A 13,656-nucleotide genomic window follows, 5' to 3' on the forward strand; every position below is an offset into this window, starting at 1 on the left:
GGGCCTGGTCATTTGCCCGTCGCACATCCGAGGCCCGCTTTTCGGCGTGCGTATGCGTTCATGTCGCCTTGGCGGCGGAAGAAATATCCAGCCAGCCGGCATCGATTTCGGGCAGCGGAATGGCTGCTATCAGGTCGCGCGTGTAGCTTTGCCGGGGGTTTTCGAACAGGGCATCGGTGGCGCTGGCTTCCACGATGACACCTTCGCGCATGACGATCACTTGCCGGCACAGCCGCCGAATGACAGACAGATCGTGGCTGATGAAGGCGACGGTCAGGCCCATCTCGGCCGCAAGCTTTTCCAGAAGGGTGAGGATCTGCGCCTGGGTCGAGACGTCGAGGCCGGAGACGATCTCGTCGGCGAGCACGAATTTCGGCGACAGCGCCAGCGCGCGCGCAATGCCGACGCGCTGGCGCTGGCCGCCCGACAGTTCGTGGCGGTAGCGGCTGGCGAAGCTTTGCGGCAGGCCGACGCGCAGCAAGGCTTCGGCGACGCGCGCCTTCAGATTGTCGCCAAGCCCATTCTGCTTCAGTGGTGCGGCGATGATGCTGGCGATGGTGCGGCGCGGGTTGAGCGACGACATCGGATCCTGGAAGATCATCTGCAGGTTGCGGCGCAATGGCCTGAGCTCCGCTTCCGGTAGATGGGTGATGTCGCGGCCGTCGAAGTTGATGCTGCCGGCGCTGGGTTCCAGCAGGCGCACCAGGGCGCGGCCGAGGGTCGACTTGCCCGATCCGGATTCGCCGACAATGCCGGTCACCGAGCCCCTGGGCAGGTCGAAGTCCAGGCCTTTCAAGATCTCGGCCAGCGGCGCACGGCCGATCAGCGGCTTGCGTGTCATGTCGGGCAGCGCGACCTTCAGCCCGCGCACCTTGAACAGCGGCTCAGCCATGGGGCCGCCTCCAGGCCTGGTCGGCGGCGGTGATCTCGGCGGCAAGCCCGGCCAGGACCGCCTCGTCCACCGGCTTCAGCGAGGCGAACGGATCGGTGTAGCGCGGTGTCGCGGCCATCAGCGCCCGCGTGTAGGAGTGTTGCGGGCTGGCGAAGAGGGCAGCAGTGTCGGCCTCTTCGACCACCTTGCCGGCATAGAGCACCGACACTTTCTGGCTGATCTTGGCGACGACGCCGAGATCATGGGTGACGAACAGGATCGCCGTGCCGTGGTCGCGCTGCAACTGCGCGATCAGCCGCAGGATCTGCTTCTGCACGGTGACGTCGAGTGCAGTGGTCGGCTCGTCGGCGACGATCAGCCGTGGTTCGGCAGCGAAGGCGGCGGCGATCAGCACGCGCTGGCGCATCCCGCCGGAAAGCTCGTGCGGGTAGCTCTTCAGCACGCGATCGGGGTCGCGGATCTGCACCTCGTCGAGCAATTGGCGAATTCGGGTATCGGCCCTCTCGCCGCTCCAGCCCAGGATGCGCACCAGCCGGTCGGTCATCTGAGAACCGATGCGGCGTGACGGGTTGAGCGCGGTCAGCGGGTCCTGCGGGATCAGCGCCGTGCGTGCACCGATCAGCGTGCGCCTTGCCTTTGGCTCCAACCTGCCGAGATCTTCGCCTTCAAGCAGCATGTCGCCCTCGACAATGCGCACGCTCGACGGCAAGACGCCAAGCACCGCCTTGCCGATCATCGTCTTGCCGGCGCCGCTCTCGCCAACCAGCGCGCGGACCTCTCCCGGTTGCACGGAGAGCGACACCGAGCGCAGCACGCGCTGGCCGTTCGCCAGCACGGCGCTCAAGTCCCTGATGTCGAGGCAAGCGCTCATCGCAACACCGGGTCGAAACGCGTCTTCAACGCCTCGCCGAACTGGCTGAACGACAGCACCGTCAGGATCAGCGTGATCAGCGGAAACACCAGCACCCACCAGGCCTGATGGATGGAAATCCGGCCCTCGGCGATGATACCGCCCCAGGTCGGATCGTCGGTCGAGATCGACAGATTGACGAAGGAGAGGATCGCCTCGACGATGACGGCGATACCCATTTCCAGCGAGAGCAGCGCCACGATCGACGGCACTACATTTGGCAGCACTTCGCGCAGCATGATGCCGATGCGGCCATAGCCGGCGATGCGGGCATTCTCGACATAGTCCATGCGCGACTGGCCCATCGTCTCGGCCCGGATCACCCGGCAGAAACGCGTCCAGTCGATGACGGCGATGGCGATGATGACGGAGCTGAGCCCGGTGCCGAGCACGGCGACCAGCAGGATGGCGAACAGCACCGGCGGGAAGGCCATCCAGACGTCGACGATGCGCGAGATGATGCGGTCGGCCCAGCCGCCGAAATAGCCCGATATCAGCCCGAGCGTCGAGCCGACCAGGCACGTGGCGATGGCGGCGGCGAAGGCGACGATGAAGGCGATACGGCCGCCGAAGATCAGCCGGGACAACAGATCGCGGCCGAGGCTGTCGGTACCGAGCCAATAGCCGGGCTCTGCGCCGCTCATCCAGAACGGCGGCAGCCGTTCCAGCATCAAATCCTGCGCCAGCGGATCCTGCGGCGCGACCAGCGGCGCGAAGATCGCGGCCAGCAGCGCCAGCAGCAGCCAGCCGCCGGCCAGCCACAAGCGGGGTGACACGCCGCGCCTCGGAGTGCGGCCCTCATCCATGGCGCAGCCTCGGATTGAGCAATGCATACATCATGTCGACGGTGAGGTTGATCAATACGAACAGCAGCGCGAACACCAGCACGATGCCTTGGATCAGCGGCAGGTCGCGGTTGATGACAGCATCGATAGCCATGTTGCCGAGGCCTTCATAGGAAAACAGCCGTTCGACGATGACCGTGCCGCCGATCAGGAAGGTGAACTGCACGCCGACAAGCGTCAGTGTCGGCAGCGCGGCGTTCTTCAGCGCTTCGCGCAGGATGACCTGCGTTTCCGAAAACCCTTTCACCCGCGCCAGCACGACATAGTCGAGGTCGAGCACTTCCTTCAGCGACTGTTTCAACAGCTGCGAAATGATCGCCGCCAGCGGCAGTGCCAGCGCAACCGCCGGCATCAGCATGTGTTTGAGGAGGTCCCAGGTGAGATCGAAGCGGAGTCTCAGGATGCTCTCGGCCAGATAAAACTGTGTGACGAAGGGCAGGTCGAGCTGCGGTGACACCCGGCCGGAAATGTCGAAGATCGGCACCAGCACGCCGAACAGTAAGATCAGCACCAAGCCCCACAGGAAGTCGGGAATGGAAAGCGCTGCACCGCTGGCGATATCGATGCCGGCCTCGACCGCCGTGCCGCGTTCGCGCGCACCGAGGATCGCGGTCGTGCCTCCGATCGTCACCGCCATCAGAAGGGCAATGATGGCGAGTTCCAGCGTCGCCGGCAGCCGATTGAAGACAAGACTGAGAACATCCTGCCGCAGCGAGATCGAGGTGCCGAAATCGCCCCTGACAACGCCGGACAGCCAGATGAAGAACTGCTGCACGATGGTCTTGTCGAGCCCGTAGAGTGCGCGCAGCCGGGCGATGTCGGCGTCCGTGGCGCCGGGCGACAGCATCATCGCGATCGGATCGCCCGGAGCAACGCGGATCACGACAAAGACGACGACGGCAACGCCGAACAGCGTCACCAGCATCGTCAGACCACGGATCAGGAATCTTTGCAGAAGCATGTAGATCTTTGCAGGAGCCCGCTGGCTCGTATGCCGGATAGGAAATGCGCGCCGTCTCGATGGACGGCGCGCGGCAATCCCAGGCCGATATCAGGCTGGGGTCATCAGGGCAGGCAGCAACGCGCCGGACACGTGCTGCACGACATTGACGCCCTTGGCATGCACGATCGGCTGCGCATACTGCATCAGCGGCAGCACATAGGCCTGCTCGGCGATGTATTTGTCGACCGCCTTCCAGCCAGCAATACGCTTGGCCTCGTCCTTCTCGCCCCATAGCGGGTTGATCATGTCGATCAGGTCCTGGCTGTCCCACACCGAATGCGGGCTCGGGCCATACATGGCAAAACCGGTCGAGGTGGTCGGATCGCCGATGGCATTGCCCCAATTGTAGAAGGCGGCCGGCGCCAGCTTGTCGGCGGCGCGCAGCTCGTAGTGCTTGGCGATCTCGTAGACCTCGATCGTCGCCTCGATGCCGACCTTGCGCCACATGCCGACGATCGCCTGGATCATCTCATAGTCCTTGGGCTTGAAGCCCTTGGTTGTCTGTATCGTGAACTTGACCGGCTTTTCCGGCGAATAGCCGGAAGCAGCGAGCAGTTCCTTGGCCTTTTCCGGATTGTGCTCGACCTTGATCGACGCATCGTAAGCCGTGTATTCCGGCGTCTCCAGCGTGTCGATCGGCTGGCCGTAGCCGCGCAGCAGGCGGTCGACCAGCAGCTTCTTGTCGATCGACATCACAGCTGCCTGGCGGACGTTCTTGTCCAGCATCGCTTCGATGTCGTTGAAGAAGATCATGCCGATGTCGGAGACGTTCTTGCACGAGCCGGCAAGCCCGTCCTTGGCGATCAGCCGGTCGTATTCCTCATAAGGGATTTCGAGCGTCACCTGCGAGGAGCCGGACTCGACTTCGGCGACCCGGCTTGCCGCATCGGCAACGAACTTGATCGTCACATTCTCGAAGGCCGGCTTGCCGCCCCAGTAGTTCGGATTGGCTTTCAGCCGCAGGAAGGCGTTGCGCTCGAATTTTTCCACCATGTAGGGGCCGGTGCCGATCGGCGCCTTCTCGAAACCTTCCGCACCCACTTTCTCGTAATAGGCCTTGGGCATGATGTAGCCGGTCAGGAACGACATCCATTTGAAATACACCGGGTCGAACTGCACGACATCGCCGGTGATCTTGTTGCCGTCGATCTTGAAATTGTTGACGTTCTTCCAGACGAACTGGATCGGGTTGCCGGTCTTTTCGTCACCCGCCCGCTGCAGCGACCAGACCACGTCCTCGGCCGTGAACGGCGAGCCGTCATGCCAGGTCACGCCTTCGCGCACCGTCATCATGATCTTCGTGCGGTCGTCGTTCCAGCCCCATTCGGTGAGCAGGCCCGGCGCAAAGGAAAGGTCCGGCTTTTGCGGGATGTACTGGTCGAACACCGACTGGTAGAGGCCCTGGATCGTCGGGTTGACGGCCGAAGGTCCGGTCGTCGGATCCCAGGACGGCAGGTTGACGTTATAGGCGATGGTCAGGTCGCCGGCAGCGGCCTTAGCGATCTGCGGCAGGCCGATAGCGGCCGCCCCGAGTGCCGCGGCACTGTATCCGAGCAATTCGCGTCTGTTGATTGTCATGGTCGTTCCCCTTGTTGGTTTATTGTCTTTGCGCGGCGATCTCAGTTCATCGTTTCAGGCTCCTTGGGCAGCAGCGCCTTGCCCTTCTTCACCCAGAAAATCCTAGGCTCCTACCTCCCGCCAAGTTGTTGCGCGAGCATGTAGCCTGAGGCGGCACCGGTACCTGCGCCTGGCCATGTCGCGGCCCCCGTGAGATGCAGATGCGCCACTGGCGTGTTCCAGCCCGCAAAACCGCGCGCCGGACGGAACAGGAAATTCTGCGCCAGATGGTGGCTGCCGCAGACCTGGTCGCCGCCGACGAGGTTCGGGTTCTCGCGCTCCAGGTCGATGGGTGAAAACACCGCCCGGCCAAGGATCTTGTTGCGCAGGCCGGGCGCGTAGCTCTCGATGATGTCGAGAACGCGCTCGGCGTAGTTGTCCTTGACCTTGTCCCAATGCGCGGGTGCGATCTTGCCGGCCGCATCTCCCAGGATTTCGGCGGGCAGCATGCGCACCTGCACCCACAGCACGTGTTTGCCCGCGGGCGCTCGTGTCGGGTCGATCGCCGTCGGCTGGCCGACGACCAGCACAGGTTCGTCCGGCAGCATGCCTGCCATCGCCTGCTGATAGGTGCGCGACATGGCGTCGAGCGAGGGAGACAGATGCACATAGGCAAACTGCCGCAACTCGGCGCCGGCGCGCCAGTCCGGCAGGTCGTCGAGCGCCAGATGGATCATCATTGTGCCGGGTGCGTGGCGAAACTCTTTCATCGCCGTGTCGAAGCCGGCGTCACCCGAACCGTTGGGCAGCAGCTTGCCGGTCAGCGCGCTTGGCGCCACGCCGGCGATGACTGCCTTGGTCGCGGTATGCGTCTCGCCGGACGCGAGCCGCACGCCGGTCGCCTTGCCCGCGGAAACCGTGATCTCCGCCACCTCGGCACCGGTGACGATTGTGCCGCCGGTAGACGTGACCATGCCGGACAATGCCCGGATGATGGTATCTGCCCCGCCCTTGCCCAGCACCATGCCGAAACTCTGGTTGGCCATCGATTCCAGATAGGGGAACACCGCACCGCCGGCGATGTCGGGCGCGAAGTCGAGATGCATGCCCCAGGTGGCGAGCGTCGCCCGCACATAAGGCGACTCGAAATTTTCCTCCAGCCACGCGCGAGGTGAAGACAGCAACAGCCGGCCGGTATCGAGCGCACCGGACATGCCCTTCTTGCGCCACAGGTTCCATGCCGTGCCGGCAAGCGCGCGGGCGCTCATCGGCGATCCCAGCAGCCGGAACAGATGCTCGGCCTCCGCCGGGAAGGCGGCGACCAGCCTGCGCCATGTTGCAGCATCCGCGGCTGAAAAGGCGGCCATGCGCGACGCGGTCTTTTCCAGGTCGTTACTGACGCCGAACCAGCGTCCGTCAGGGAAGGCGCTGGCGAAACAGTCGGCGACCGGCGCGAACTCCAGTCCTTGGCGGTTCAATTCATTTGCATATTTTCGATGGAAGGCCGAGCCGGCAAACAAGCTCAAATTCATCGCGCCGAAATCGTGGCGGAAGCCGGGAAAGGTGAATTCGCGGGTCTGGACGGCGCCGCCGATTGTTGCACTGCGCTCGAAAATCCCGGTTTTCCAGCCTTTGACCGCCAAATGCGCGGCGCATGCCAGACTGTTGTGGCCGGCTCCGACAAAGATGGCGTCGAACTCGCTCACGCCCCGTTCCCATTTCCTTTATGCTTAAAGATAATTGCAGATGCATATGTTTTCGTCTAGTAGGATATTAAGGGCCGAGACGAGCCTTGATCATCATCACGAAAGAGGGAACAGAGACCATGGACACCCAAAAACTCCTCGGCGAAGTCGCCGGCCAGCTTCTTTCAGGCGCCATCAAGGTGGTCGACCTGTCGGCGCCGCTCGGGCCCGATACGCCGTTGATCAAGCTGCCGCCGGAACTCGCCGTCGACACACCGAAGGTCGAAATCCATAACATCTCCCGCTATGACAAGAACGGCCCGTGGTGGGCGTGGAACTGGCTGAAGCTCGGCGAACATTCGGGCACGCATTTCGATGCGCCGCAGCATTGGATCACCGGCAAGGATTATCCAGACGGCGCCACCGACACCATTCCGGCACAGAACTTCGTCGGCCCGGTCAATGTCATCGACTGCTCGAAGGAAGCCGCCGCCGACCACGATTTCCTGCTCACTGTCGACCACGTCAAGGCATGGGAAGCCAAGCATGGCGCGATCAATGCCGGCGAATGGGTGGTGATGCGCACCGACTGGTACAAGCGCAATGGCTCCGAAGCCGAGTTCCTCAACGCCAACGAGACCGGCCCGCATACGCCGGGTCCGACGGCGGAAACCATCCAGTTCCTGATCAGCAAGGACATCAAGGGCTGGGGCAGCGAGACGATCGGCACCGACGCCGGCAAGGCCGGTGGCATGGAGCCACCATTCCCGGCGCATACGCTGATACACAAGGCCAACCGTTATGGGCTTGCCAGCCTCTGCAACCTCGACCAGTTGCCGCCGAAGGGTGCGATCCTGATCGCGGCGCCGCTCAAGATCGAACATGGCACCGGCAGCCCGATCCGCGCGCTGGCGCTTGTTCCGAAGGGCTAAGCGAAAGCGTTTTGACGTGAGCCAGCCGGATCACATCATCGTAGGCAGCGGCATCAACGCGCTGGTCTGCGCGGCGATGCTTGGCGGCAAGGGCGCGAAGGTGCTCGTCCTCGAGCGCAACGACCGCATTGGCGGCTGCATGCGCACCGAGGAGATCACCGCGCCCGGCTTCATCCATGATGTGATGGCGACGACCTTCGTGCTGTTCATCACCTCACCGGCCTTTGCGGCGCTGGGCGCCGACCTCGCCCGGCACGGGCTGGAGTTCTGCCACACCGGCACGCCGACCGGCGTGCTGCGACCGGACGGCAGCCGTGCCGTGCTCAGCACCGACCGCGCCGCCAACATCGCGGCGCTCAATGCCATCGCCGCGGGCGATGGCGACCGGCATGCAGACGATGTCGGTGGCATCGAACGCAATGCCGGCCTGCTGTTCGGCCTGCTCGGCGGCAGCCTGTGGTCCTACCCAACGGCGAAGCTTTTGGCTGGCGACGGCTGGCGGCGCGGGCCGCGTGGCCTTGCCGCCTTTCTCGGCGAAGCGCTGGTGCCGGCGCGCAACTGGCTCGAAAGCACCTACCAGTCGGAAACCATCCGCGCGCTGTGGGCACCCTGGGTGCTGCATGCCGGGCTCGGACCGGAAGATGCTTTCTCCGGCCAGATCGCCAAGGTCATCGCCTTTGCGCTGGAGGCGGCCGGCGCGCCGATCGTCAAGGGCGGCGCGAAGAACCTGCTGTCAGCCTTCGAGGCGCTCATCACCGAGCGCGGTGGTGTCATCTCCACCGAAGCGGACGTTACCTCCATCATCCTGACTGGAGGTCGCGCCACCGGCGTGCGGCTGGCCTCGGGCGAAACGGTCAATGCGAAGAAGAGCGTCATCTGCTCGGTCACGCCGACGCAACTCTATGGCCGGCTGCTCGGCACCGATGCCCCAAAGGACGATGCCGAGGCGACGCGGAAGTACCGCTACGGCAAAGGCAATTTCCAGATCCACTACGCCCTGGACAAGCCGCCGGCATGGCGCGGCGAAGGCCTGGACAAGGTCGCATTGCTGCACCTGACGCCGGGACTGGATGGCGTGTCGAAAGCCTGCAACGAGGCGGCGCGCGGCATGCTGCCGGAGGTTCCGACCATCTGCGTCGGCCAGCCGCATGCGCTCGATCCCTCACGCTGCCCACCGGGGAAGGCGATCCTGTGGCTGCAACTGCCCGAGGCACCGCGGCACATCAAGGGCGACGCCGCCGGCAAGCTGGGTACACCGGCCGATGGCCAATGGACCGAGACGCTGCGCGAAGCCTATGCCGACCGCGTCGAGGCCATCCTCGCCAGCCATATCGAGGGCTTCAAGGACAGCGTCATCGCGCGCCGCGCCTATTCGCCAGCCGATCTCGAAACAATGAACATTAATCTGGTTGGCGGCGATCCCTATGGCGGCTCGTCGACCATCGACCAGTCGTTCCTGTGGCGGCCGTTCAAGACCAGCCGCAACCATCAGACCGGCATCAAGGGCCTCCACCATATCGGCGCCTCGACCCATCCGGGTGCCGGCCTCGGCGGCGGCTCCGGCTTTCTCCTGGCGGGGAGGCTATGATGGAACAGAAGGTCGCGGAAAAGCGCCAGCGCATTTCCACCTTGGGGCAGATCGGCCTGCAGCAATTCGCGCCCTATTTGATGAACCGCATCATGGGCCGTTACAACGCCACTTTGCGCGACGATTTCCGCAAACAGGGGCTGACCATTCCGCAGGTCCGCACGCTGGCCGTGCTGTCGGTCACCGACGGCATCACCGTCAACGACCTCTCGGTCTATACGGTGATCGAGCAGTCGACCTTGAGCCGGACGCTCGACACTCTGGAGGGCCAGGGCCTGGTGCGGCGCGAGCAAGGGGTCACCGACAGCCGCATCCGCCATGTCTTCCTGACCGACGATGGCCGCGCCGAGTTCACCCGCGCCTGGCCGGCCATGCATGACGCGTTCGAGGCGATGTTCGACGATATCGACGACGCCGAATATTCAGCGCTCATCACCACACTTTTGAAGATGCTCAAAAACATTCGCAAGCACGACATCTAGACCTACGCGCCGCCGACGCCGGCGGTAACGGAAGGGAGAAAGAAATGGCCGAACGGTCTTTTGCCAAGGAAGTCGAAAAGCTGCGGCTCGGCGCCGGCGAGGAATTTGCCGGCGAAGGCATTCTCGCCATCACCAAGGCGCTGCTGCAATGCGGCGTCGGCTATGTCGGCGGCTATCAGGGCGCGCCGATCAGCCATCTTATGGACGTGCTGGCCGACGCGCAGGACATTCTGGGCGAGCTCGGCGTGCATTTCGAAGCTAGCGCTTCGGAAGCCACCGCCACCGCCATGCTGGCCGCATCGGTGCATTACCCGATCCGCGGGGCGGCGACCTTCAAGTCGACCGTCGGCACCAATGTCGCCTCCGATGCGCTCGCCAATCTGGCGTCCGGCGGCGTCACCGGCGGTGCGCTGATCATTGTCGGCGAGGACTACGGCGAGGGCTCCTCGATCATGCAGGAGCGCAGCCATGCCTTCGCCATGAAGAGCCAGGTCTGGCTGCTCGACCCGCGCCCCAATTTGCCGTCGATCGTCAAGGCGGTGGAGGACGGTTTCGAGTTGTCGGAGATTTCCAACACGCCGGTCATGCTGCAGGTCCGCATCCGCTGCTGCCACGTGCACGGCCATTTCATCGCCAAGGACAACAAGCGACCGCCGATGACGGTGGCCGATGCGCTCGACGCGCCACGCCGCGACACCGGCCGCATCGTGCTGCCGCCCGCCTCCTTCCTGCACGAGAAGGAGAAGGTGCAGAAGCGCTGGCCGGCGGCGGCGGATTTCATCCGCAAGAACAAGATCAACGAGATGTTCGGCTCGGACCACGGCTCGGTCGGCATCGTCATGCAGGGCGGCATGTACAATTCGGTCATCCGCGCGCTGCAGCGTCTCGGCCTCGCCGACACCTATGGCGATACCGATGTGCCGCTCTACGTGCTCAATGCCGTCTATCCGCTGATCGACGACGAGTTCCTGTCCTTCTGCGAGGGCAAGCAGTCCGTGCTGGTCGTCGAGGAAGGCCAGCCCAACTACATCGAGCAGGCCTTTGCGGCGATGTTGCACAAGGCCGGGCGCGGTACCAGGCTGGTCGGCAAGGAGCATCTGCCGATGGCCGGAGAATACACCGGCCAGGTCATGCTTGACGGCATCGGCGCCTTCCTGCGTGCCGAGGCGCCGCATCTGTTGCCGGGCGAGGTGCGCGCGCCCAACAAGGTCGGCGACGGCGTCGATACCGCCGACCTGATCAACGTCGTACCGGGTCGTCCGCCGGGCTTCTGCATCGGCTGCCCGGAACGACCGATCTTTGCCGCCACCAAGCTGGTCGAGCAGGAACTCGGCAAGCACCACATCGCTTCCGACATCGGCTGCCACCTGTTCTCAATCATGCCGCCATTCGAGCTCGGCGCCACCACCATGGGCTATGGGCTGGGGCCGGCCTCGGCCTCGGCCTTCAATTCGCCCGACGCCAAGCGCCGCTCGATCTCCTTCGTCGGCGACGGCGGCTTCTGGCACAACGGCCTGACCTCCTCGATCGGCAATGCCGTGTTCAACAAGAACGATGGCGTCATCGTCATCGTCGACAATTTCTATTCGGCCGCGACCGGAGGGCAGGATATTCTGTCGTCGCGCGCGGGCAACAAGACCAAGTCGACCAAGCATCCGATCACCGAGGCGGTGAAAGGCATGGGTGTCAAATGGTTGCGCCACATCGACCGCACCTACGACGTGACCAAAATGCAGGACACGCTGCGCGAGGCGCTGACGACGGAGGAGAAGGGGCCGAAGGTCATCGTCGCCTCGTCCGAATGCATGCTCAACCGGCAGCGCCGCGAAAAGCCCCTTGTCGACAAGGCGATCAAGGGTGGCGAGCGCGTGGTGAAGCCGAAGTTCGGTATCGACGAAGACATCTGCACCGGTGACCATGCCTGCATGCGGCTGTCCGGTTGCCCGTCGCTGTCGGTGAAGTCGCTCGACGATCCGCTGCGCGACGATCCGGTGGCCCATATCGACCAGAGCTGCGTCGGTTGCGGCAATTGCGGCGAGGTCGCCGATGCGGCGGTGCTGTGCCCCTCCTTCTACCGCGCCGATGTCGTGCACAATCCGGGCCGCTGGGACCGCTTCCTCGAAGCGGCGCGGCGCGCCACCATCAGCCTGTTGCAGCGCCGCCGCGAAAGCCGGCGCCTGACCTTCGCCGATGCTTGACGCTGTCCCGCCATTTCCCCCCCGAGCCGGCGCTCACGACGACGAGCGCGTCATCAAGCTTGCCGTGCTGGCGGTCGGCGGCCAGGGTGGCGGCGTGCTGGCCGACTGGATCACCGACGTCGCCGAGCGCAATGGCTACGTCGCGCAATCGACCTCGGTCGCCGGCGTCGCCCAGCGCACCGGCGCCACCATCTACTATGTCGAGATGGCCCGCGACACCGGCCGCTTGCCGGTCTTCGCGCTGTCGCCCTCGCAAGGCGACGTCGACATATTGATCGCGGCGGAACTGATGGAAGCCGGCCGCGCCATCATCCGCGGCTTCGTCACGCCAGAGCGGACGACGCTGATCGTCTCGTCGCACCGCATCGCCGCCGTGTCGGAAAAGATCGAACCGGGCGACGGCCGGGCGTCCTCCTCGAAAGTGCATGCAACGGCGGAAGCCGCATCGAAGCGCTTCATCGCTTTCGACATGGAGAAGATCGCCGCCGACAACGGCTCGATGATCTCGGCCAGCCTGCTTGGCGCGTTGGCCGGGTCCGACGCGCTGCCGTTCACGCGCGAAAGCTACGAGCAGGCGATCGGTGCCGGTGGCCGCGGCGTCAAGGCCAGCCTCGCCGCCTTCGGTGCTGCGTTTGATCGCGCGCGCGGCACGGCGGCACTGACGCCAAAGATGGCAGAGCCGGCGGCTGTCGGATCTGCGCTGGGCGTAGGGCAGGTGAGTGGCCCGCAAAGCCTGCTGCAAGGCTGGCAGGCGCTGACTGTCCGCATCGATGTGATGCCCGAGGCGGTGCGCGACATGGCGTTCAGGGGGCTGAGAAAGGTCGTCGACTATCAAGACATCGCCTATGGGGGCGAATATCTCGACCGGCTGGACAAGGCCATCGCGCTGGACGGGCCGGATCGCGGATATGACTTGTCGGTCGCTGCTGCGAAGCATCTCGCCAACGCCATGTGCTACGACGACATGATCCGTGTCGCTGATCTCAAGACGCGCTCGACGCGCGACCGGCGGGTGCGCCGCGAGGTCGGCGTCAAGGACGGTTCGATCCTCCAGGTGACCGAATATTTCCATCCGCGCATCGAGGAGTTCTGCGGTAATTTGCCGGCAAACTTAGGCAGCTACATCGAGAGCCGGCCGAAGCTCGCCGCCTTTCTCGACCGCCGCATCAACCATGGCCGTCGCATCCGCACCGACAGTTTCGCCGGCTTTGCCGCACTGTGGTTCATCGGTGGCCTGCGCCGCTGGCGCCGCCGCCTGCTGCGTCACCAGGTGGAGACCAAGCATCTCGAGCGCTGGTACGCATTGGCACTCGGCTACGTGCCGGCGGACTACGCGCTGGCCGTCGAAATCCTCAACTGCCGCCGGCTGATCAAGGGCTACAGCGACACCCACGTCCGCGCCCAGTCGAAGTTCGACCGGGTGCTGTCGGCGCTCGATCTGGTCAAGGGCCGTCCGGATGCCGCCGACTGGATCCGCCGCCTGCGCGAGGCGGCACTGAAGGACGAGAAGGGCGACATGCTCGACGGCGCGCTGAAGACCGTGGCGTCGCTCTGAAGCAAGGCT

Annotated in this window: 11 protein-coding genes; 5 read left to right on the plus strand and 6 right to left on the minus strand. The window is 64.5% G+C overall.

Going from position 1 to position 13,656, the window contains the following annotated elements:
• Positions 1 to 58: 58 nt before the first annotated feature.
• From AC1D08_RS03625 to AC1D08_RS03650, 6 genes are all read right to left on the minus strand, one after another.
• Positions 59 to 892 carry an ATP-binding cassette domain-containing protein gene (locus tag AC1D08_RS03625; protein WP_457150605.1) on the minus strand — a complete coding sequence of 278 codons (834 nt, stop codon included), beginning with the start codon at positions 890 to 892 and terminating at the stop codon, positions 59 to 61.
• Positions 885 to 1,763: an ABC transporter ATP-binding protein gene (locus AC1D08_RS03630; protein ID WP_457150604.1), complete on the minus strand. Its 879-nt coding sequence runs from the start codon at positions 1,761 to 1,763 to the stop codon at positions 885 to 887. Before AC1D08_RS03630 ends, AC1D08_RS03625 begins: the two co-directional genes overlap by 8 nt.
• Positions 1,760 to 2,608, minus strand: a complete 849-nt coding sequence (locus AC1D08_RS03635; RefSeq protein WP_477225292.1) for an ABC transporter permease — start codon at positions 2,606 to 2,608, stop codon at positions 1,760 to 1,762. Before AC1D08_RS03635 ends, AC1D08_RS03630 begins: the two co-directional genes overlap by 4 nt.
• Positions 2,601 to 3,608, minus strand: coding sequence for an ABC transporter permease (locus AC1D08_RS03640; protein WP_457150602.1), 1,008 nt, complete (start codon positions 3,606 to 3,608; stop codon positions 2,601 to 2,603). Before AC1D08_RS03640 ends, AC1D08_RS03635 begins: the two co-directional genes overlap by 8 nt.
• 90 nt (positions 3,609 to 3,698) lie before the next feature.
• A complete protein-coding gene (locus AC1D08_RS03645) occupies positions 3,699 to 5,228 on the minus strand; it encodes an ABC transporter substrate-binding protein (RefSeq protein WP_457150601.1) in 1,530 nt (509 codons plus the stop codon).
• A 110-nt stretch (positions 5,229 to 5,338) separates the two neighbouring features.
• Positions 5,339 to 6,913 carry a phytoene desaturase family protein gene (locus AC1D08_RS03650; protein WP_457150600.1) on the minus strand — a complete coding sequence of 525 codons (1,575 nt, stop codon included), beginning with the start codon at positions 6,911 to 6,913 and terminating at the stop codon, positions 5,339 to 5,341.
• Between the two features lie 119 nt (positions 6,914 to 7,032).
• Between AC1D08_RS03650 and AC1D08_RS03655 the strand changes: the two genes are divergently transcribed.
• From AC1D08_RS03655 to AC1D08_RS03675, 5 genes are read left to right on the plus strand one after another with little or no spacing between them, the layout of a single operon-like run.
• Positions 7,033 to 7,824 carry a cyclase family protein gene (locus tag AC1D08_RS03655; RefSeq protein ID WP_457150599.1) on the plus strand — a complete coding sequence of 264 codons (792 nt, stop codon included), beginning with the start codon at positions 7,033 to 7,035 and terminating at the stop codon, positions 7,822 to 7,824.
• 16 nt (positions 7,825 to 7,840) lie between these two features.
• Complete coding sequence (locus tag AC1D08_RS03660) at positions 7,841 to 9,412, plus strand: phytoene desaturase family protein (RefSeq protein ID WP_457150598.1); 1,572 nt, start codon at positions 7,841 to 7,843, stop codon at positions 9,410 to 9,412.
• Positions 9,412 to 9,894 carry a MarR family winged helix-turn-helix transcriptional regulator gene (locus tag AC1D08_RS03665; protein WP_457150597.1) on the plus strand — a complete coding sequence of 161 codons (483 nt, stop codon included), beginning with the start codon at positions 9,412 to 9,414 and terminating at the stop codon, positions 9,892 to 9,894. The genes AC1D08_RS03660 and AC1D08_RS03665 overlap by 1 nt, the downstream gene beginning before the upstream one ends.
• Positions 9,895 to 9,938: 44 nt before the next feature.
• Entirely contained in the window at positions 9,939 to 12,092 is a 2,154-nt protein-coding gene (locus AC1D08_RS03670) for a thiamine pyrophosphate-dependent enzyme (protein WP_457150596.1), read from the plus strand.
• Positions 12,085 to 13,647, plus strand: a complete 1,563-nt coding sequence (locus AC1D08_RS03675; protein ID WP_477422559.1) for an indolepyruvate oxidoreductase subunit beta family protein — start codon at positions 12,085 to 12,087, stop codon at positions 13,645 to 13,647. The genes AC1D08_RS03670 and AC1D08_RS03675 overlap by 8 nt, the downstream gene beginning before the upstream one ends.
• Positions 13,648 to 13,656: the final 9 nt, after the last annotated feature.

Source organism: Mesorhizobium sp. P2_E6, assembly GCF_056403835.1.

What these genes read in the sequence shown, in the direction of transcription:
- AC1D08_RS03625 (WP_457150605.1), bottom strand. Translation starts at nt 892, where the DNA reads ATGGCTGAGCCGCTGTTCAAGGTGCGCGGGCTGAAGGTCGCGCTGCCC.
- AC1D08_RS03630 (WP_457150604.1), bottom strand. Translation starts at nt 1,763, where the DNA reads ATGAGCGCTTGCCTCGACATCAGGGACTTGAGCGCCGTGCTGGCGAAC.
- AC1D08_RS03635 (WP_477225292.1), bottom strand. Translation starts at nt 2,608, where the DNA reads ATGGATGAGGGCCGCACTCCGAGGCGCGGCGTGTCACCCCGCTTGTGG.
- AC1D08_RS03640 (WP_457150602.1), bottom strand. Translation starts at nt 3,608, where the DNA reads ATGCTTCTGCAAAGATTCCTGATCCGTGGTCTGACGATGCTGGTGACG.
- AC1D08_RS03645 (WP_457150601.1), bottom strand. Translation starts at nt 5,228, where the DNA reads ATGACAATCAACAGACGCGAATTGCTCGGATACAGTGCCGCGGCACTC.
- AC1D08_RS03655 (WP_457150599.1), top strand. Translation starts at nt 7,033, where the DNA reads ATGGACACCCAAAAACTCCTCGGCGAAGTCGCCGGCCAGCTTCTTTCA.
- AC1D08_RS03665 (WP_457150597.1), top strand. Translation starts at nt 9,412, where the DNA reads ATGGAACAGAAGGTCGCGGAAAAGCGCCAGCGCATTTCCACCTTGGGG.
- AC1D08_RS03670 (WP_457150596.1), top strand. Translation starts at nt 9,939, where the DNA reads ATGGCCGAACGGTCTTTTGCCAAGGAAGTCGAAAAGCTGCGGCTCGGC.
- AC1D08_RS03675 (WP_477422559.1), top strand. Translation starts at nt 12,085, where the DNA reads ATGCTTGACGCTGTCCCGCCATTTCCCCCCCGAGCCGGCGCTCACGAC.